The sequence below is a fragment of the Paenibacillus sp. SYP-B3998 genome (assembly GCF_010820665.1).
Classification (GTDB): Bacteria; Bacillota; Bacilli; order Paenibacillales; family NBRC-103111; genus Paenibacillus_E.
Genome location: NZ_JAAIKC010000005.1, coordinates 376,208 through 396,097, shown reverse-complemented (window position 1 = coordinate 396,097; position 19,890 = coordinate 376,208). Strand labels below are relative to the sequence as shown.

Below are 19,890 nucleotides of genomic sequence, written 5' to 3'. Positions count from 1 at the left end.
ACTTGCATGTATTAGGCACGCCGCCAGCGTTCGTCCTGAGCCAGGATCAAACTCTCCATAATAGTTAAACCTATTTGAAAGCTTAATTGCTCATTTGCGTTGCTAGCGAGATTTGCATCTCTTTTTTGATCGATTGCTCGACCGTGCTTCTTTCACTCGTTGTTCAGTTTTCAAAGAGCAATTACTTGGTTATCTTGTTCATCCTACTCTCTTTCGAAAGCCGGAAGTTCACTATAACACACTTACAATTCTTTTGCAACTTGTTATTCTCAAGTTACTTTCGCCTGCATCTCAGAGGCAACTTTTATAAGATACCACAGATACATTCAGTGAGTCAACCCAAAAAGTGAATGTATTTTCCTTCCATTAAAGCAGCGAAATTTTCAAGCATACAAGAAGAAGAATCCCTGGCACGCCAAGAACCGTCACTGTTCCTAATGTCGTTGTATTAATCGGCAGCTCGAGGTTCGTATACTCACTTAATAAATTCATTCCATATAAGATAAAAGCAGCAATAACAATGTTAAGCCCCAATGTCGATAGCCATCTGCCGGCTCGCCTATTTCTGAATAAAGTGAATACGAGCAACAAGGAGGATAGCGAAAGTAAACCCCACATGACATATTTGATATACACAACTGCACCTCCATTAATGATCACTGTCACTTAAATTGATACGTAGTTCTTTCGCCTGCTTTATTAACATTTCAAAGCGCTTTTCTGCCGCTTCTAAAGCGTAGATCGCATAGTCTACCTGACCCTTCTCTACTGCAAACTCGAAATGGGCTTGAGCTGCAAGCCAACTCTGATGTGCAATACGTATTTCCGCAACAAGCATTTGCTTGTCCTTCTTGATCAATTCTTTATCAAGTTTAGTCAATACCTTCTTTTTATCTTGAGCACTTGTCGACTGCAAAGCTGGTTTCACATTCCGTTCCTCCATTCTAATATTCATAAAGAGATACTTTATAAATATTGAAGGAACGGCAAGATTAGAACTCTAGCTGCATTTTATGAAAAAACAACAAAAAGGGAGCCTTGCAGCTCCCTATGGTAATCTCGTTATGGATTTATAATTCCCTGCGACCTTCCATCGCTTTAGTCAACGTCACTTCATCGGCATATTCCAAGTCGCCTCCAACTGGTAGGCCATGCGCGATTCGGGTTACACGGAGTCCAAAAGACTTAACTAATCTCGAGAGGTACATCGCAGTCGCTTCTCCCTCGATATTCGGATTGGTAGCAAGTATCAGCTCTTGTACAGTTTCATCGCTCAAACGTTTGAGCAATTCAGCAATATGAATCTGATCAGGCCCAATCCCCTCCATCGGAGAAATCGCGCCGTGCAGCACGTGGTAGTATCCTTCGTATTCCTTGGTCCGCTCCAAAGCTACCAAATCTTTAGGCTCTTGTACAACACAAATGACGGAGCCATCCCTGCTCTTATCTTGACAGATACGGCAGGGATCAATATCCGTAATGTTACAACAGACCGAACAATAGTGAAGGTTACGTTTCACGTTGACTAGCGCCTTAGCGAAGTCGGTCACATCCTCTTCCTTCATGCGAAGGACGTGAAAGGCTAGGCGGCCCGCCGTTTTGGGGCCTACTCCCGGCAGTCGGGAGAAAGCATCGATTAACTTGGCTATCGGTTCGGGGTAATACAACGGAAGTCTCCTTCATCAAACAGATTCATTGCTCGTGGTTGTTTAGAATAGACCAGGAATGTTCATTCCGCCAGTAAATTTACCCATGTCTTTGTTCGCCAATTCTTCTGCTTTGGACATCGCGTCATTCACAGCTGTCAAAATAAGGTCTTGCAGCATTTCTACATCTTCCGGATCAACCGCTTCTGGTTTAATGGTAATGCTTTGGATTTTCTTATGGCCATTGACGATAACGTTAACTACACCGCCACCTGCAGTTCCTTCAATTGACTTTGTACCTAGTTCTTCTTGTGCTTTCATCATTTGCTCTTGCATTTTCTTCACTTGCTTCATCATCTGGTTCATGTTATTCATGGTAAGTAGCTCCTTTTTTATTAGTCTTCTTTTATTGTAACCAAATCTTCTCCAAAGAGCTGTATCGCTTCGGATATCCACTCTTCTTTCACTTTACCGCCCAAACCGTCCTCAGGCTGAAGCTCCATAATTTCAGGAGATGCCGATGCTTCGCTATGCGCATCATCCCATTCCTTGCGCATAATCGTGAGCAATCGATAAGGTTTGCCAAGCACAGAGGTAAGCACTTGTTCAATGAGGAGCTTGTTCTCTGGCTTTTCCGTTGTGTTGCGATGCATCTCATTCTTGAAAGCAACCAATACTGAGTCATCCAATGTAGAAACAAGATCCCCATTGACGAACCACGCATGAACGGTAATTTTTTTCTCTTTGACTAAACCGAGCACTTGGCTCCACTTCATCAGAATTGTTTTAGTCTCAGGCAATTCTACCGCTTTGAGATAACCATCTAATTTAAGACCGGATTTCTTGGTCGGTACGGAGGGAACTGGCACTCTTTGTGAAGCGCCTTGTTTACTCAGGGAGTCTGCAGGCGCAGCCGCTAATCCCGATTTTACCAGTCCTGCTAGTTGTTCTTCAAGTTGTTGCAGCTTTTTATTCATCTGGGTGAAGAGATCACCTTGCGATCCAGCCCCAGGGTTCACAACATTCCCACCAGCTACAGCGCCATTCACGACATCCTTGTTGCCCCCAGAAATCTTCATAATCGCAATTTCTAGAAGCGTCTGCGGTTGCACGGAGTATTTCATTTCACTCTGATAATGATTCAACATCTCGATGTTGGACATCATTTCAGCTGGCGAGAAGTGACCTGCTACTTCCCTCAGCTCACTCATGTCAAAAACGCGTTCTGTAATCACTGGGGAATTCGGCACCATACGAACCATGAGCAAATCACGGAAGTAATCAATTAAGTTCTCGATGCATTTATCAGCGCTTTTACCTTCTTGCATGAAAGTATCCACGAGTTCGAGAGCTGCGCCAAGATCCTTTTCTTTGATAGCAAGCACAAGCTTCTTAAATTGATCCGAAGCTACGCCCCCTGTAATCGAGAGGATATCAGAGAGCTGCACCCCCCCAGTTGCGAAAGAAGCTGCTTGATCCAACAAGCTAAGCGCATCACGCATGCCTCCATCAGATAGCCGAGCTATATAATGGAGCGCCTCTTCCGTAATGCCAATGTGTTCCTGTTGACACACGTATTGCAGCCGCTGAACTTGCTCTTCCATCGAGACACGCCGAAAATCGAAACGCTGACATCGGGAAATGATCGTAGCTGGAATCTTGTGCGGCTCCGTCGTCGCAAGAATAAACATAACATGCGCGGGTGGTTCTTCCAATGTTTTTAACAACGCATTAAAGGCCTCGGTGGTGAGCATATGCACTTCATCGATGATATATACTTTCTGACGAACTTCCGTAGGCGCATACTTCACCTTATCTCGGATATCCCGAATTTCTTCGACCCCACGATTAGAGGCTGCATCAATCTCAACGACATCCATCACGGCGCCCTCAGTAATTCGCAAGCATGCGGAGCACTCGTTGCAAGGCTCCTCGGCAGGTCCATTCAAGCAATTAACCGCTTTGGCTAATATTTTGGCTGTACTGGTCTTCCCCGTCCCACGTGGTCCATTAAACAAGTAAGCATGGGTTAGGCGATTTTCTCTTAAGGAATTCTGCAGCGTCTGCGTTATATGCTTCTGCCCTACAACTTCACGAAACGTCTGGGATCTCCATGTTCGGTATAGTGCTATGTGTTGTGCCATAAAGTTCCTCTCCAATAATTCGTGTATAGAACTATTGAACTTATTATACTATAACCATTTCAGGGATGAAATAGAGGATCATGCGTATGGAATACTGATCGTAAACGTTGTCCCGAAGCCCTTGGATGAAACACGAATGCCGCCACCCATATCATGGATAATTCGTTGGCACACGGATAACCCCAACCCTGTCCCCGTATCCTTCGTCGTGAAAAACGGATCGAAAATTTTATCAATCACAAACATCGGAATACCAGTTCCTGTATCATGAACATCAATACAGACATTTCGTTCAGCCGTATCTATTTTCTCTGAGATCGTCAATATCCCTCCATCTGACATCGCTTCAATGCCATTCTTACACACATTCAAAAAAACTTGTTTAAGCAGTTCCTGATCTGCCATAACTTCCGGCAAGTGATAGGAAGCCTCGTATTGCAAATGCACATTATATAAAATCGCTTCGTTATTGATTATCGGCAGTATACCCCTTAGTACCTCAGATACATCGATACGTTCATACGAAACATGCTTTGGCTTGCTTAGCAGCAAAAACTCGTTCACCAATTCATTAATTCGATTGATTTCCGTCAGCATCACTTCGGTGTAGCTTTGCTCCTTCCCCATCCCCTGAACTTCAAAGGTACGGCGAAGCACCTGAAGAAATCCTTTTATCGAGGTTAAGGGATTCCGAATTTCATGAGCTGTACCTGCCGCAATTTGCCCAATCATTGCAAGTCGATCGCTTCGCTGAACCATTTCTTCCAAGGAACGCATATTCGTTACATCTTTGAAGATAATGTACGCTCCTACCATATTGCCTTGGCTATCCTTAAGCACATTAGAATCAAGCAGCAGCTCAAATCGTTCATGATTATTCGTCCAGGAAACTGCATGGTTGCGAACAACCATCCCTCTCAATATCGTCCGATTCACTAAACGATGCTCGGAAGGAACTGTCGCAAACACTTCATCCAAGGGCATATTCAAAATATGTTCACGTTCCATACCCAGAATCCGGCACGCCATATCACTGATATCCACCAAGGTAAAATCCATACTAATTAACAAAACGCCTAGATTAACATCCTTAAGAAAAGCATCTGAAAACCTCTGGAGCAAGTTCAGCTCTGAACCCTCTAATTGATTTTTCAAAACCATTAAATATAACTGCTTTTCTTCACGAGCAAGCTTAACCATTGAAAATTGATAGTGTGTGATCTCACCGTTTTTATTCATGAGAAAGCCATGAGGCCACTCTACCAACCCTGATTCTTGGCCAAAATAAAAATCGTACAGCTCTTGTAGCGTCGCCCTCACCTTAAAAAATTGAGAGAACGGCATATGGGTAATCTCCTCTGCGGAGAAGCCTGAGAACTTCAGCAACTGATCAGTGGCCATAATTACACTTTCTTCTTCATCCACAATAAGCATACTGCTTTCTATGCTGTGATTCAGCAGCTTTCGCACTTCTTCCATGGATACCATGTAATGTTGAGCCTCATGAGTTGACAATTCAGCAGCACCCTTTCTCTATCACTCCAGCACGCAAGCGTTTTCAGAAAAATACAGATGCTATACACATTCTCTTCACATACAGAATTTTCCTTCCCTAGAAAAAAGAAAAAACGCCATTGCTATGGCGTTTGTGCTTGATTATAGATATAAAAAGAAGCCGTGCACCTGTTATTGATAAAGAGATCCGAGCGTGCTTTTATCGTTAGCTCAAGTTAGGCAACCCTTCGGCACATGAAACATCTTGCTTACGGCTGCTTCCTTCCAGACCTGACCGGGTTCACAAGCATTCATTGCGAAGGACCCGACTCTCAACACCACGTGTAAAAGTCAGACCTCACATCACAGTACCTCTAACAGGAATTCAACCCCGCTACAGCGGATTGCGAGTTACAGGGCACCGCTACCTCCCCGTCTAGCACGGTAAAAATAAGTATAGCCGATTCAATAGTAAATAGCAACCGTAGCAGCAGGTGTAAAAGTTACCTTATCTATCTTTCCATTTTTACCTTCACATTGTACCGTGGCATGTTCGTATCAAGCGCAGTCTCCACCTGTGAACGTAACTCATTGACTTGGGCATCGGTCAATTCAGGCTTTGGTTTTATTTTCACGCGAGCAATAGGTCCGTTTATTGAAATAATCGCTTTATCAATCCCTGGCAGTTGCGCTAGCACGGCCTTCATCAACCCTGTATCGTCCTCATAATGATGATATGTCGGGTTCAGCGGGTCATTCGGATTCACGCTCGTTATTCCTAGATACCCATCCTTCTGGTACGTCTGCGCTTTGTAGGAACTATCGTGCGTCGCTCGGCTGTTATTAGCCCCACATCCGACAAGACTCACCATAAGTACGGCTGCTGCAGTAAGATTTCTTATGCCAATAAACATAAAAACACCTCCCTATGGACTCTAAGCCTAAACTTAGGATGACCAAGGGAGGTTGTCTTATGCCGATTGACAATCAAGTAATTGATGCCAATTAGATGTTGTATTTCTTTTTGAATTTGTCGACACGTCCGCCAACATCGATAAACTTTTGTTTACCTGTGTAGAACGGGTGGCAATTTGAGCAAATCTCAACACGAAGATTTTGCTTAATGGAGCCAGTCTCGAACACATTACCACAAGCACAAGTGACTGTGGTTACATGATAAGTAGGATGAATCGCTGCTTTCATGTTAGGTTCACCTCTTTCTGCCCTGAATCATTTGCTGAAACAGAGTTAATTTGACATACAAGCGCATTATATCACGTTATGAAGTTACGATGCAATAAAAATCATGAGGAAAGCAATGGCTTAGAGCTTGGCCAAAAGCGACCGTTCCCTGCTATAAAACTCAGGCGTATGGGTGTAAGAGCCAATAACCACATCAGGTAGTTCCTCTTCGAAAATCTCAAGCATCTGCTTCATCCCCAGAAGCTCACTCTTTGCTTTCGGAATGATGCCGAGGTAGCTCTCCGGATCTATGTTTAGATTACGCATTTGAATCAATTTCAATCCCGTTCTACGAACAAAATCAATCATTGCTTCAATCTCTTCTTCTCGATCCGTTACCCCTGGAAAGACAAGATAATTAATGGATGTAATAACGCCCTTGTCCGTAGCATACCGCAAGGACTTTTCGACATTTTTGAGCGTATAAGCTCTAGGCTTGTAATAAGCATTGTAATGGTCATCCAGCGCACTGATCGTACTAACGCGCATGAGATCTAGTCCAGCATCCACGATGCCGCGGATATGGTCAGTAAGGCCCGCATTCGTATTGATGTTGATATAGCCCATTTTCGTTTGTTGACGCACTTGTTTCATCGCTTCAATGATAATCACAGCTTGTGTGCTAGGTTCACCTTCACAGCCCTGTCCGAAGGAGATGATGCTTTCTGGTGTACGCAGATGCTCAAGCATAATCTGTGTAATCTCCTCCACTTGCGGCTTGAAGTTCATCCGTGTTTGGGGAGCAGGAAAACCACTATCATCTGGTTGTTCAGATATGCAGCCGAAGCAGCCAGCGTTGCAAGAGTAGGAAACGGGTACAGCCCCTTCCCAACGCTGTAAAAAGGTGTTTGAAGCCGTTAAGCACTCATACCCCAGCGCACAGTTCGATAAATGCTTGTAGAGGCGATTTTCTGGATACTTCGCAACTAAACGGTTAACCTCCACCTCCAACTCGCCTGGATCGCAATGTACTGGATTCCAGTAATACGGGTTATCCGTCTGACGGGCCGCTACATAGAAGCCATTTTCTTTCCATACGACAGCTGTGTAGCCAAATAGAGGAAGTAATTTGCTTTTATCAGCCTTAATGTAGCCCGGGAGTAAAAGCCTAGTGAAGCCTTGGGGTAGCAATGCACCGACAGCATGATAGTCCCCCTCGACGAGCTTCATATCTCCCGTCTTGGCATCAATCCCAACCGGTCGGGTAAACGGAAGACTGACCAAGGTTGCCCCTTCAGGCAGCGGAATTAGTTCTTCTTCCAAAATTTCCGTAATCATTTCTGCGTTTCGACCGAGCGCCAAAAAATCGGGATGGTCAAAGACGTTTCCTTGTGAGTCTGAATACACTAAATTCATAACAGGGTACTCCTTCGAGTTTTCCTCAGAAAACTTTCTTCGTAAGCAGGACAAAGCGTTTCCGATGAAAACGCTTTGTCCGCATATTTTTACTTAGGATGCAGAGTTTTTAACTTTCCCTTTATTCCCACCTGCAGCAGGTGTTCCAGCAGAGGGAGAAGATAGGGAGTCTAAAAACTCTTGATTGGTTTTGGTATCCCGTAGCTTTTTGATAAAAGCTTCCGTATATTCATGAGAGTCATTCATGCCTTTGCGCAGAGCCCATACTTTCTCAAGCTCATCTTTGCCGAGTAGCGCTTCTTCGCGACGTGTTCCGGATCTACGAATATCGATGGCAGGGAAAATACGGCGCTCAGCCATTTTGCGATCAAGATGAAGTTCCAGATTCCCGGTTCCTTTAAATTCTTCATAGATGACATCATCCATACGCGAACCAGTCTCTACCAGTGCTGTTGCCAAAATCGTTAAGCTGCCGCCTTCTTCAATGTTACGAGCAGCCCCGAAAAACCGTTTAGGGCGATGGAAAGCCGCTGGATCTATACCACCGGAAAGTGTTCTTCCTGTTGGCGGCACAACAAGGTTATACGCTCTGGCCAGACGCGTGATGCTATCCAAGAGAATGACAACATCTTTTTTATGTTCAACTAAGCGCATCGCACGTTCTAATACTAACTCCGCAACTTTGATGTGATTCTCGGGAAGCTCATCGAATGTAGAAGCGACGACTTCTCCTTTAACGGAACGCTGCATATCGGTTACTTCCTCAGGCCGCTCATCAATGAGCAAGACGAAAAGCTCGATTTCCGGGTAATTGGTGGAGATACTGTTGGCGATTTCTTTAAGCAGCAATGTTTTCCCTGCTTTAGGGGGGGCAACGATCAGACCACGTTGTCCAAGCCCAACTGGTGCGAGCAAGTCCATAATTCGGGTCGATATTTTGTTAGGTTCTGTTTCGAGTGTAACTCGCGTTTGCGGATATAGAGGCGTCAGTGCTGGGAAGTGAAGTCGCTCTGCAGCTGTTTCCGGCTTCTCGCCATTTACAGCCTCTACCTGTAGCAGGCCGAAATAGCGTTCATTTTCTTTCGGAGGCCGACATTTACCGGAGACAATATCTCCAGAACGTAAATCGAATTTCCGAATTTGAGAAGCGGATATATAGATATCCTCTGAACTTGGAAGGTAGTTAATCGGCCGTAAAAAACCGAAACCTTCCTGAAGAATTTCGAGGACACCTTGCATGAACATTAGACCACTCTCGGCCGCTTGCGCACGTAAAATAGCAAAGATGAGTTCTTTTTTCTTAAGCTGTCCGTAGTAAGGAATCTGATGCTTCTTGGCCAGCTTATATAATTCGGTAAGCTTGAGTAATTCAAGCTCCGCAAGTTGCATGCTCATTCCTTTTCAACCACCAAACTATTAAATTTTCAATTGGATTCTAGCATTGCCTGTTGCTTGTAACTTTATTCCTCGCTCTCGCGCCAAACCTCTGCGCCGAGTGAAGACAAATTAAACACTAAATTTTCATAGCCTCGATCTATAAACTCAACGCCTGATACTTCCGTGATTCCGCCGCCCCTCACACTAAGACCAGCAAGAACGAGCGCAGCGCCTGCACGCAGGTCCGTAGCTCTAACTTTAGCCGAGCTAAGCTGAGAACCTTCAATAATTGCGGAGCGACCTTCAACTTTCACCTTCGCCCCCATGCGTATAAGCTCAGGGATATGCTTAAAGCGATTGCTATAGACATGATCAGTTAATATGCTAACTCCGCGTGCTTGTGTTAGCAGCGTAGACATCGGAGATTGCAAATCTGTTGCGAAGCCTGGATACACTAACGCTTTGACATCCACACTCTCATATTCAGGCTGACCGACAACACGGATAGACTCATCCATCTCATAAATGTGAACACCCATCTCTTGCAGTTTAGCGGTAAGGGCTTCCATATGCTTAGGTATCACATTATCCACGGTTACATCACCACGAGTTGCAGCTGCTGCTATCATATAGGTCCCTGCTTGAATACGATCTGGGATAATTGAATGGCGGCAGCCATGCATCTCAGTAACGCCTTCGATGCGAATTGTTTCTGTGCCTGCCCCTTTAATCTTGGCTCCCATTGAGTTCAATAAAGTTGCTACATCTATAATTTCAGGCTCTTTAGCCGCATTCTCAATAATCGTAACACCTTTGGCACGAGATGCTGCGAGCATAATATTGATTGTCGCACCAACACTAGCCATGTCCAAATAAATTTTAGCTCCCCGTAATTCTTTGGCACGTATCTTCAAAGCGCCATTTTCATTGCTGACTACCGCTCCAAGCGCCTCGAATCCCTTGATGTGCAAATCAATCGGTCGCGGCTCGAAATTGCATCCACCAGGAAGTCCAATTGTCGCCTCTCCAAATCTCCCTAGTAATGCTCCCATTAAATAGTAGGATGCTCTCAGCTTCTTCACTTTGCCATTCGGCATTGGAAGAGATCTCATCGCACTCGGATCAATCGTCATCCGATCCTCATTCCAATCAATCGTCGCACCTAAATCCGTCAAAATTTCTGTATATGTAGCCACATCGCTTAGATGAGGCAGATTATCCAAAGTTACCGACGTTTCCGCTAAAACCGCAGCTGGAATCAGAGCGATAGCGCTGTTCTTAGCTCCGCTAATTTGAATCGTTCCCCGTAGTGGACGGCCTCCGACCACCATTAATTTCTCCAACATGATACTCCCCCTACATCAGGTACCTACTTGCTATGAAACAGAAAAGAGCTGTCCCATGAAAAACAGAAGAGGGAAACGCAACATCATAACTCAAACGCAACGACATCTGTCGTCCGTTTGAGTATGGATGCATTTCCCACAATATCTATACAATTGGAATTAAGCTTGATTGCTGCTTCCGAATAATTGAATTTTGGATTTAACCACGTCTACCATGGCTTTGCGGGCTGGGGTGAGATATTTGCGAGGATCGTAAATTTTCCCATCTTTGTTCAGTGCTTCACGGATTGCATCCGTACATGCCACTTGGTTCTCTGTGTTCACGTTGATTTTACCAACGCCAGCTGCGATAGATTTCAGAATCATTTCGTCAGGAACGCCGGATCCACCGTGCAGTACCACTGGAACTGGGATTGCTTTAGAAACTTGTTCAATAATATCAAAGTGAATGTTAGGCTCGCCTGCGTACATACCATGTGCTGTACCTACAGCAATAGCCAGACAGTCAACGCCTGTTTCTTCATAGAAACGGATTGCTTCTTCTGGTTTTGCAAGGTTTGCATGCTCTTCGTCCACGGAGATATCATCTTCAACGCCGCCAATTGTTCCAAGCTCACCCTCAACGGATACGCCCATTGCGCGAGCAGCCTTAACAACTTCTTTCGTCAAGCGAATGTTCTCTTCGAAGGAATAGTGGGAACCGTCAAACATAACGGAACTGAATCCTGCGCGAATACATTTCATAGCCACTTCAAAGGAGCTTCCATGATCCAAATGCAGAGCAATCGGTAGTCCGGATTTTTTAGCTGCAGCTTCAGCAATCGCTACCGTAAACTCGATACCCATATATTTAAGTGCGCCTTCGCTAACACCATAAATGAATGGGGAGTTCAATTCGATCGCTGCGTCAACGATCGCTTGAGCGAATTCAAGGTTGTTCATATTAAATTGACCCACCGCGAATTTGTTCGCTTTTGCTTTAGGTAAAAATTCATTCATTGAAACTAATGCCATGTTTCTCTTCCTCCTAGAACCCGTAGTAGATGCGTAAACCGCTCTTTGTCATTACCTGAGTTATTATAGCACATAAATTTTCAAATGATAACCAAGCCCTTTGTTTTTCGAAAACAAAAAAGACCCTAATGATTAGGATCCCACCGCAAAGCTGCTGTTCGATTCGTTATTTAACTGCTTATTTACCGCCATGCGCAATTCGTCAATATCAAAAGGTTTCGTGAAATGCATGATCGCTCCGAGATCCGTCGCTTCTTTAATCATATCAAGCTCACCGTAAGCTGTCATCATGATTACTTTAATGGAAGAGTCAATCGCTTTGACATGCTTCAAAATGTCTAAACCGTCCATACCAGGAATCTTCATATCAAGTAAAACAAGATCGGGTGAGGAATTCCTGACAATTTCTAAAGCAAGCTTTCCGTTCGCTGCTTGATAGGTATCGTATCCTTCGTTGCTAAATACTTCCATTAATAATACACGAATTCCGTTTTGATCATCGACAATCAATACTTTCTTCTTCATAGCGTGGTCCCCTCCCGAAAACGAATAACGAACTGCCCATTTTCTATGTGAATATATGGTATTCGCTATTCATTTTCGATTTCCTTCTGTGGGCCCAAACTTTATTGAAAAGTTTTACAAATAATCGCTTTACAGGAAGAGATAGATGTAACAGGCTGCTCTCTTAGCTATTAAGTTCCAGAGCGGCCTTAACAAATCCACGGAATAGTGGCTGTGGACGATTCGGGCGTGAGGTGAATTCCGGGTGGAATTGAACCGCAAGGAACCACGGGTGACCAGGAAGCTCAACCATTTCTACTAATCTGCCGTCTGGCGATGTACCAGAGATACGTAAACCTGCCGATTCAATCAACTCGCGGTATTCATTATTAAATTCATACCGATGACGATGTCTCTCATAAACCAACTCATCATTGTAAGACAAGGCCGCTAGTGACCCTGGAACGAGCTTACAAGGGTATAGACCAAGACGCATCGTGCCGCCTAGATTCTCGATATCCTTCTGCTCCGGCAGTAAATCGATAACCGGATATGCAGTTGTCGGGTTAATCTCCGAGCTGTTGGCACCGTCAAGCCCCGTGACAGAGCGCGCATATTCAATAACAGCAACTTGCATCCCAAGGCAGATGCCGAAGAAAGGAATTTTTTGCTCCCGCGCATACCGAATAGCCGATACTTTACCTTCGATCCCACGATCACCAAAACCGCCGGGCACAAGAATACCCTGTACGCCGCTCAGTAACTCATCTACATTGTGGTCATAAACTTCTTCCGCATTCACCCAACGGATGCTAATTTCGGAATCATTATCGATCCCCGCGTGACCTAGTGCTTCTACAATACTAAGGTAAGCATCATGAAGAGCAACATATTTACCAACAATCGCGATCTCTGTTTTCTGAGTTAACGATTTGACCTTGCGTACGAGACTTTCCCATTCGGTCATATCAGGCTCATTCGTTCTAAGCTTCAGATGGTTGACGACATAATCATCCAGTCCTTGTTCGCGCAGCATCATTGGCACTTCATATAGCGTCTCAGCATCCTTACACTCAATAACAGCCGCAGGATCAATATCACAGAATAGCGCCAATTTACGCTTCATTTCTTCAGTAAGCGAGTGCTCGGTACGGCAAACAATGACATGTGGCTGAATACCCAGACCACGCAGTTCTTTCACGCTGTGTTGCGTTGGCTTCGTCTTCACTTCACCAGCAGCTTTAATGTATGGGATCAACGTAACATGAATGTACATCACGTTCTCACGTCCGATGTCATTTTTCATTTGACGAATAGCTTCAAGGAAAGGCAGGCTCTCGATATCGCCCACAGTGCCACCGATTTCCGTGATGACAACGTCCGATTGCGCTTCACGGCCAGCACGAAGAACGCGATCTTTGATTTCATTCGTAATGTGTGGAATAACCTGTACAGTACCTCCGAGATACTCGCCTCTGCGCTCCTTCGTAATAACGGAAGAGTACACCTTACCAGATGTTACGTTCGAGCTCTTGGACAGATTAATATCAATAAAACGTTCATAATGGCCTAAATCCAAATCCGTTTCTGCACCGTCGTCCGTTACGAATACTTCACCGTGTTGGTAAGGACTCATTGTCCCCGGGTCCACGTTAATGTAAGGGTCAAACTTTTGAATCGTAACTTTCAGACCTCTGTTCTTAAGCAGTCTTCCTAAGGAAGCTGCCGTAATTCCTTTGCCAAGGGAAGAAACTACGCCTCCCGTAACGAAAATGTATTTTGTCACTATGTACGCCTCCTATGAGTTTTTTGTGTGTAAAAACTTACGTCGCAAGCATTTGCTTCGTTTGTATGCGAAAAGCTTAGAAGTTTAAGCAATTGCTTATTAACGCCAGTCGCCTGGCTTTTTACGCAGGGTTACGTCGATCTTTTAGTTTCCGCAAAATGAGAGATTTCATGATAAAACCGTTTAAAATACCTACAAAAAAACAAAAAAAGTGACACCCGTAGTGACGGGGCACTTTTCGAACGCTCTCGCGAAATGTTAAGATTCTTTTAAAGCCCATGCAATAGTTTACTCTGAACGTACAGGGGCTGTCAAGACAAGTTATTTCTCTTCCTCTTCTTCCTCGAAGTCGGAATCTTCTTCCTCTTCTTCTTCCTCCAGATCCTCGTCGGCTCCTTCAATACCAGCCTCGCCCAGATCTTCTTCTTCGAGTTCTTCATCCTCAAAGAATTCGTTATCTTCTTCCGCTTCCTCTTCTTCTTCGGTTTCCTTGCCGAAAGCATCGTAGTCTTCTTCCTCGGCGTAGGTATCTTCTTCCTCAGCATAAATGTCTTCATCCAGATCATCATCTTCATCGTTGATGATTCTTGGACGCTTCGCATTTCCTACCGCATCATCTGATTTCTCAACCGGATACCAACGCTTAAGTCCCCAAAGATTAGAACCCACACAAGCAAAACGTCCATCGATGTTGATTTCCGTATATAGTTGGGCAATCACCTGCATGACATTCTGCTCAGATAACCCTTTAATTTTAGCAATTTCCGTCATCAGGTCACGATAATAAAACGGCGTGTTCGCCGACTTCAGCAATTCGAACGCCAAATCCACCATTGGCATTTCTTTCGCCTGTTCGGTGGTGATTTTGAGTGTATATTCGCTACTCATCTAAGGCACATCCCTTTCGACCGTCTTCTTCAAGGTTCTTTTATCTACCATAACCAATATCTTCATTAAGTAAAACCTATTTTTTCTAAAATTGCAACTATCCACTTCAATTCGACCTTCGACAAGCCCAAAATCCTTACCCAGAAAGGGCTGATGGACAAGCCCAGACAAATTAAACAAGCGGAGGCCCCCCTCCGCCTGCGACTGTATCCGTTGGAAACAGCGTGCCCAAAACACATCCGTTTCCACCACTTGAGAAAGAGGCATCCTGCTGCGCCTCTCTGTTTATCCTATGTAAAACCTAAGCATATGCCACGGCTTTGCACCCATTTATTTCTTAAAAAGGCGATGACACGGTCAGGCAGGATGACCTGTACATAGGATAGGGGAGATTCGATTCTACGCTGTCACGGGGGGATGGCACTATGGATACAGCCACCTTTCTTCATCTGCTTCATGAGGAAATTGGTCTCACCAAACATGCTGGTAAAAAGCATATCATCCACTTCTCATCAACAAGGGATTACTATGCTTGTAGTTCACAGCTGAAGCGTTTGAAATCCAGCCTAGTCCACCTCTCCAAAGTCCGCGATCTCGGCATCATCCATGCGTTTTCTTGCACTTTACGTGCTGACACCAAACTAAAGGCTATCTCTGGTGCGCATATCATTGAAGAGGATACCAAGGTTACCGTTCATCAGATCGTCGGAAAGAAAACAACCGCTAAGCGTAGAAGCACCATCGCAGGCACCCACATCATTCCTTGGGGAGTAGATCAGATAGGCGCACCAGAAGCTTGGAGTAAAGCAACGGGCCTACGTGTGCGAATCGGGGTCATTGACACAGGTATCGACTATAATCATCCCGATTTGAGAAATTCAATTTCTCGGGGGATCAATTTATTAAACCCCAGCATGCTGCCCTTTGACGACAACGGTCATGGGACGCATATCGCGGGAACGATTGCCGCTGCAGGTCGGCATACCGGAATTGTTGGCGTTGCCCCCAAATCTATCATCTGCCCAGTTAAAGCATTCGACTACAACGGAAGCGCTTATGTATCCGACATTATCGCAGGCATTGATTGGTGTGTTCAAAACGACCTTGATGTAATTAACATGAGCTTTGGCATGAAAACCTATAATCGCTCTCTGGAACATGCCGTAATGAACGCGTATTACAAGGGCAAAATCATTGTGGCTTCATCCGGAAATGACGGTAAACGGAAAACGGTGGATTACCCGGCTCGGTTCCCGCAAGTCGTCTCGGTTGGAGCAACAACGCGTTTAGGCAAAATAGCTCTTTTCAGCAACCGTGGAAAGCAAATTGATGTTTACGCGCCAGGCGAGCGTATCTACTCCTCCTGGCTTAACGGCAAATATAATGAGTTGAGCGGCACCTCGATGGCTACCGCCCATGTCAGCGGCGTTATCGCCTTGATGCTATCCATCAAGCCGAGCCTCAGCCCAACGCAAATCAAGAACATCGTGAGGCGCTGTGCAAGCAGCCTCAGCAAGCGCGAAAGTGCGCGCTGGCGCCCTGGGCAAATCAATGCCCGACGCGCCCTAAGCGCACTGAAATAGCTCGTACCCGGCGCAAAAGCCGGGTACGGAGGCCCTGCATACCAGCTGCGCGGACAGGTATAGAAACACAAGAGGCCCCCTTGTAAAAGGGAGCCTCTTGGATGTTAAGGAGTGGAATCTACATCCGCTCCGGAGCCGATACGCCGACCACGCGAAGCGTGTTGGCCAAAGTTATACGCAATGCGCCAAGCAGCGCCAAGCGCGCTTGAGTCAAAGCTGCGTCTTCCGTGATAACATAATGGCCTCTGTAGTAGCTGTGGAATTGGCTTGCCACTTCATAGACATAACGAATCAATCGATGCGGCGCGTACTGCTCAGCGGCAATCGCTATTTCCTCCGGAAGCTCGCCGATTTTGCGCAGCAAGTCGAATTCGGCTTCTGAGGTCAGAAGGGATAAGTCTACTTGCTCTAACGGTAGAATCGCAATATTTTGCTCTTCTGCCTGACGGAATATGCTGCAAATACGAGCATGTGCATACTGCACGTAGAACACAGGATTTTCGTTAGATTGCGAAACCGCAAGATCCATGTCAAAGTCCAGATGCGAGTCCATGCTTCGCATCGCGAAGAAGTAACGAATCGGGTCGACGCCGACCTCATCCATGAGATCCTCCATCGTAACGGCTTTGCCGGTACGCTTGGACATCTTCACCTTTTCCCCATTTTGGAAAAGACTTACCATCTGCGCGATCAACACGACGAGTCGATCGGATTCAAAACCCAACGCCGTCATAGCAGCTTTCATCCGTGGGATGTAGCCATGGTGATCTGCGCCCCAAATATTAATTAAGCGGTCGTAGCCGCGCTCAAATTTATTCCGGTGGTAGGCAATATCCGGCGTTAAGTAAGTGAAAGAGCCATCATTTTTGATCAAGACGCGATTCTTATCGTCGCCAAGCGGCGTTGTGTTCAACCATGTAGCGCCCTCTTCTTCATACACATGCCCATTGTTTCGCAGTTCTTCGAGCACGGGTGGAATCAGGTTGTCCTCGTAGATCGACGTTTCTGAGAACCAATGATCGAAATGAACACGGAAGCGACCGAGGTCACGCTTAATTTTATCGAGTTCTTTCTCAAGTCCATACGTACGGAAGAATGAACGACGCTCCTCTTCAGCAAGACTAAGCAGTTGGTCGCCTTTTTCGGCTACAAGATCTGTGGCAAAACCTTTAATATCTTCCCCGAAATAGCCGTCTTCAGGCATCTCGGCGTCTTGACCAAGCGCTTGTAGATAACGGGCTTCGATAGATTTGGCCAAGTTTACAACTTGGTTGCCTGCATCGTTGATGTAGTACTCGCGTGATACGTCATATCCAGCGAGATCAAGCACATTACATAGCACATCACCAACCGCCGCCCCACGAGCATGTCCCAAATGAAGGGAACCTGTTGGGTTTGCGCTAACAAACTCGACTTGTACTTTGAGACCTTGTCCGATGTTGCTTGCCCCGTAGCGCTCACTTTGGCTTAACACCTCTTTGATGAGCGGGTACAAATAGACTTTATTCATTTTGAAGTTAATAAAGCCTGGTCCAGCGATTTCCGCTGATGCTATGTTAGCTTCCTCTTTTTGCAGATTAGCGATAATTTGCTCGGCGATTTGTCTTGGATTCTGCTTGGCGATACGGGTAAGCTGCATAGCGATATTCGTCGCGAAATCCCCATGCGCTTTATCCTTCGGTACCTCGAGTATAATCTCAGGCATTTGCTCAATTTCAACTATCCTCGCAGCTATGACGGCGTTCGTTATCGCTTGTTTAATAATTACTTTCACTTCGTTTATAACATCCATTCTAGTTACTCCCCCTGAATCAACAACTTGATTCGATATTTGCCTGCATGTGTGCCTGATGCATATAAATCATAGCTCCACCTTGTAATGCCGATACCTGCTTCGGCCTCCGATGTAAGCTCATGAGTCTCGATTTCGAGTTCCAATCTGCCTTGAGGCGTTTGGTAGAAGCCGATTCGCTTCTCGCCGACGACAAAGGTTTGCTCCGCTTGCACGTCGCCCTGCCGAATGATTCGAATTTGGTTCTCCTCCAGCTTAATGAGCGTTACCGTTCGTCCAAGTTCGTTAGGTTCTTCTTCATATCGGATATACGTATGATTTCCTTTGCGATAGAGATCCCCTCGCGCCCTCTGCACGGTAGTTTCGCTTCCGCTTCGACTCTCGATTCGGATTCGCACGCGTTGCTTAGCCGTCATCGTCTGACATTCTCCTATTCCCTTTGGGCTTGCTTGCGCCTTATGTCAAGATAAGGCAAGTTAGGTATTAGTGTATAATATAAGGTCTGACAATTCAATGCAGACAAGAAAGATCGTTAGCAGCCCTATGATGACACTACTCACTTGACTCTTGCACAAAAAAACCGTCTGCGCTTCTTGATAATTCCAAGCACGCAGACGGTTTTTATAGTCTTCTCAGTGAAACGATTACTTCACAAGATCCTCGACAAATCTTGGCAGCACGAATGCCGCTTTGTGCAAACGTGGCGTGTAGTACTTCGTTGGGAATTCTGGAATGGAAGCTTCTTCAACAAGAAGCGGATCATGCTTTTTACTGCCTAGTGTAAATGTCCAAAGGCCGCTTGGGTACGTTGGGATATTTGCCCCATAGACGCGTACGATTGGGAAAATTTCTTTCACGTCGCGGTTAACGGTTTGAATCAAATCTGCTTTAAACCAAGGGTTGTCCGTTTGGGCAACGAAAATCCCATCTTCTTTTAATGCATCGAAAATCCCTTGATAGAAACCTTTGGAGAACAATTCGACAGCTGGCCCAACAGGCTCTGTGGAATCTACCATGATAACATCATACGTATTTTTATGATCGTGAATGTGCATGTAGCCATCATTAACGATAACTTCAACGCGAGGGTTGTCCAATTCGCCAGCAATCGTTGGGAGATATTTCTTGGAGTACTCAATGACTTTGCCATCAATATCAACCAGAACCGCTTTCTTCACTTTGGGGTGTTTCATGATTTCACGAATAACACCGCCATCGCCGCCGCCAACAACAAGCACGTTCTCCGGATTCGGATGCGTAACGAGTGCAGGGTGTGCAACCATTTCATGATAGACGAATTCGTCTCTAACCGTTGTCATAACCATACCATCTAAAGTGAGCATCGTGCCCCACTCTTCTGTTTCGATCATCGCTAGGTCTTGGAAATCGGTTTGTTCTCTTACATAAGTTTCTTTCACTTTCGCCGTAATGCCAAAGCTATCCGTTTGTTTCTCTGTGTACCACAAATCCATGCTTATGCCCTTCTTTCGCTTCTATATTGGATGAATAAATCCTGAAATTTCAAGTCCTTAACAGTGTTCCACAAGATGGGATTGTCATGCAGAAGAACGTGCTCATTTCCAGTCCCCTCATACACACAAATTGTATTATAGTTCATTACCCCCAAAATGCAATATTTTCCTAGGTTTTTTACCGATTTAACAAAAAATATTTACAATTCGTTGAATATGCATTGCCATGCTTTTCCATACTGGAGA

Annotated in this window: 19 protein-coding genes, 1 rRNA gene and 1 other RNA gene; 1 reads left to right on the top strand and 20 read right to left on the bottom strand. The window is 45.2% G+C overall.

The genetic code is table 11. The annotated features are described in order from the left end of the window. The 17 genes from GK047_RS16495 to rpoE form a co-directional block, all read right to left on the bottom strand. Positions 1 to 62: ribosomal RNA gene (locus GK047_RS16495) — 16S ribosomal RNA — on the bottom strand; the annotation flags it as partial. A gap of 304 nt (positions 63 to 366) precedes the next feature. Beyond that, entirely contained in the window at positions 367 to 660 is a 294-nt protein-coding gene (locus GK047_RS16490; RefSeq protein WP_346010347.1) for a pro-sigmaK processing inhibitor BofA family protein, read from the bottom strand. Next, positions 650 to 928, bottom strand: coding sequence for a DUF2508 family protein (locus tag GK047_RS29725; RefSeq protein WP_346010346.1), 279 nt, complete (start codon positions 926 to 928; stop codon positions 650 to 652). Before GK047_RS29725 ends, GK047_RS16490 begins: the two co-directional genes overlap by 11 nt. A 142-nt stretch (positions 929 to 1,070) precedes the next feature. Further along, the gene (recR, locus tag GK047_RS16480) at positions 1,071 to 1,667 is read right to left on the bottom strand and encodes a recombination mediator RecR (protein ID WP_163948834.1); all 597 of its coding nucleotides are present in this window, start codon (positions 1,665 to 1,667) and stop codon (positions 1,071 to 1,073) included. A gap of 42 nt (positions 1,668 to 1,709) precedes the next feature. Continuing rightward, entirely contained in the window at positions 1,710 to 2,021 is a 312-nt protein-coding gene (locus tag GK047_RS16475; protein ID WP_163948832.1) for a YbaB/EbfC family nucleoid-associated protein, read from the bottom strand. A gap of 20 nt (positions 2,022 to 2,041) precedes the next feature. After that, the gene (gene dnaX / locus GK047_RS16470; protein WP_163948829.1) at positions 2,042 to 3,790 is read right to left on the bottom strand and encodes a DNA polymerase III subunit gamma/tau; all 1,749 of its coding nucleotides are present in this window, start codon (positions 3,788 to 3,790) and stop codon (positions 2,042 to 2,044) included. A 78-nt stretch (positions 3,791 to 3,868) separates the two neighbouring features. Then, positions 3,869 to 5,305 (bottom strand): ATP-binding protein, encoded by a 1,437-nt coding sequence (locus GK047_RS16465; protein WP_240343987.1) that lies wholly within the window; start codon positions 5,303 to 5,305, stop codon positions 3,869 to 3,871. A 160-nt stretch (positions 5,306 to 5,465) separates the two neighbouring features. Beyond that, positions 5,466 to 5,729, bottom strand: an RNA gene (gene ffs, locus GK047_RS16460) — signal recognition particle sRNA large type. A 67-nt stretch (positions 5,730 to 5,796) separates the two neighbouring features. Continuing rightward, positions 5,797 to 6,198 carry a hypothetical protein gene (locus tag GK047_RS16455; protein WP_163948826.1) on the bottom strand — a complete coding sequence of 134 codons (402 nt, stop codon included), beginning with the start codon at positions 6,196 to 6,198 and terminating at the stop codon, positions 5,797 to 5,799. 91 nt (positions 6,199 to 6,289) lie between these two features. Then, positions 6,290 to 6,487 carry a 50S ribosomal protein L31 gene (gene rpmE / locus GK047_RS16450; RefSeq protein WP_163948823.1) on the bottom strand — a complete coding sequence of 66 codons (198 nt, stop codon included), beginning with the start codon at positions 6,485 to 6,487 and terminating at the stop codon, positions 6,290 to 6,292. 120 nt (positions 6,488 to 6,607) lie between these two features. Then, entirely contained in the window at positions 6,608 to 7,882 is a 1,275-nt protein-coding gene (locus GK047_RS16445; RefSeq protein WP_163948821.1) for a radical SAM family protein, read from the bottom strand. Between the two features lie 93 nt (positions 7,883 to 7,975). After that, positions 7,976 to 9,277, bottom strand: coding sequence for a transcription termination factor Rho (gene rho, locus GK047_RS16440; protein ID WP_163948819.1), 1,302 nt, complete (start codon positions 9,275 to 9,277; stop codon positions 7,976 to 7,978). A gap of 65 nt (positions 9,278 to 9,342) precedes the next feature. Beyond that, positions 9,343 to 10,602, bottom strand: a complete 1,260-nt coding sequence (locus GK047_RS16435; protein WP_163948901.1) for a UDP-N-acetylglucosamine 1-carboxyvinyltransferase — start codon at positions 10,600 to 10,602, stop codon at positions 9,343 to 9,345. A gap of 162 nt (positions 10,603 to 10,764) precedes the next feature. Next, positions 10,765 to 11,619, bottom strand: coding sequence for a class II fructose-1,6-bisphosphate aldolase (fba, locus tag GK047_RS16430; RefSeq protein WP_163948817.1), 855 nt, complete (start codon positions 11,617 to 11,619; stop codon positions 10,765 to 10,767). Positions 11,620 to 11,751: 132 nt separating this feature from the next. Continuing rightward, on the bottom strand, positions 11,752 to 12,144 hold the full coding sequence (locus GK047_RS16425; protein ID WP_163948815.1) for a response regulator: 393 nt from the start codon (positions 12,142 to 12,144) through the stop codon (positions 11,752 to 11,754). Positions 12,145 to 12,307: 163 nt separating this feature from the next. Next, positions 12,308 to 13,909, bottom strand: a complete 1,602-nt coding sequence (locus tag GK047_RS16420; protein ID WP_163948813.1) for a CTP synthase — start codon at positions 13,907 to 13,909, stop codon at positions 12,308 to 12,310. A gap of 321 nt (positions 13,910 to 14,230) precedes the next feature. After that, positions 14,231 to 14,797 (bottom strand): DNA-directed RNA polymerase subunit delta, encoded by a 567-nt coding sequence (gene rpoE / locus GK047_RS16415; protein WP_163948811.1) that lies wholly within the window; start codon positions 14,795 to 14,797, stop codon positions 14,231 to 14,233. A gap of 425 nt (positions 14,798 to 15,222) precedes the next feature. Here rpoE and GK047_RS16410 point away from each other — a divergent pair, with 425 nt between their 5' ends. Next, entirely contained in the window at positions 15,223 to 16,380 is a 1,158-nt protein-coding gene (locus GK047_RS16410; protein ID WP_163948808.1) for a S8 family peptidase, read from the top strand. Between the two features lie 118 nt (positions 16,381 to 16,498). Here GK047_RS16410 and argS read toward each other — a convergent pair whose 3' ends face one another. The 3 genes from argS to speE form a co-directional block, all read right to left on the bottom strand. Continuing rightward, a complete protein-coding gene (gene argS / locus GK047_RS16405) occupies positions 16,499 to 18,172 on the bottom strand; it encodes an arginine--tRNA ligase (protein WP_163948805.1) in 1,674 nt (557 codons plus the stop codon). 5 nt (positions 18,173 to 18,177) lie between these two features. Then, entirely contained in the window at positions 18,178 to 18,588 is a 411-nt protein-coding gene (locus GK047_RS16400) for a YwiB family protein (RefSeq protein ID WP_163948802.1), read from the bottom strand. A 228-nt stretch (positions 18,589 to 18,816) separates the two neighbouring features. Continuing rightward, the gene (speE, locus tag GK047_RS16395) at positions 18,817 to 19,644 is read right to left on the bottom strand and encodes a polyamine aminopropyltransferase (protein WP_163948799.1); all 828 of its coding nucleotides are present in this window, start codon (positions 19,642 to 19,644) and stop codon (positions 18,817 to 18,819) included. Between the last annotated feature and the right edge of the window lie 246 nt (positions 19,645 to 19,890).

Bases quoted from the DNA above. Each gene is read 5' to 3' on its own strand.
- GK047_RS16425 (WP_163948815.1), bottom strand. From the start codon at position 12,144: ATGAAGAAGAAAGTATTGATTGTCGATGATCAAAACGGAATTCGTGTA.
- GK047_RS16455 (WP_163948826.1), bottom strand. From the start codon at position 6,198: ATGTTTATTGGCATAAGAAATCTTACTGCAGCAGCCGTACTTATGGTG.
- fba (WP_163948817.1), bottom strand. From the start codon at position 11,619: ATGGCATTAGTTTCAATGAATGAATTTTTACCTAAAGCAAAAGCGAAC.
- rpoE (WP_163948811.1), bottom strand. From the start codon at position 14,797: ATGAGTAGCGAATATACACTCAAAATCACCACCGAACAGGCGAAAGAA.
- speE (WP_163948799.1), bottom strand. From the start codon at position 19,644: ATGGATTTGTGGTACACAGAGAAACAAACGGATAGCTTTGGCATTACG.
- GK047_RS16475 (WP_163948832.1), bottom strand. From the start codon at position 2,021: ATGAATAACATGAACCAGATGATGAAGCAAGTGAAGAAAATGCAAGAG.
- rho (WP_163948819.1), bottom strand. From the start codon at position 9,277: ATGAGCATGCAACTTGCGGAGCTTGAATTACTCAAGCTTACCGAATTA.
- GK047_RS16445 (WP_163948821.1), bottom strand. From the start codon at position 7,882: ATGAATTTAGTGTATTCAGACTCACAAGGAAACGTCTTTGACCATCCC.
- GK047_RS16410 (WP_163948808.1), top strand. From the start codon at position 15,223: ATGGATACAGCCACCTTTCTTCATCTGCTTCATGAGGAAATTGGTCTC.
- rpmE (WP_163948823.1), bottom strand. From the start codon at position 6,487: ATGAAAGCAGCGATTCATCCTACTTATCATGTAACCACAGTCACTTGT.
- dnaX (WP_163948829.1), bottom strand. From the start codon at position 3,790: ATGGCACAACACATAGCACTATACCGAACATGGAGATCCCAGACGTTT.
- GK047_RS16400 (WP_163948802.1), bottom strand. From the start codon at position 18,588: ATGACGGCTAAGCAACGCGTGCGAATCCGAATCGAGAGTCGAAGCGGA.
- argS (WP_163948805.1), bottom strand. From the start codon at position 18,172: ATGGATGTTATAAACGAAGTGAAAGTAATTATTAAACAAGCGATAACG.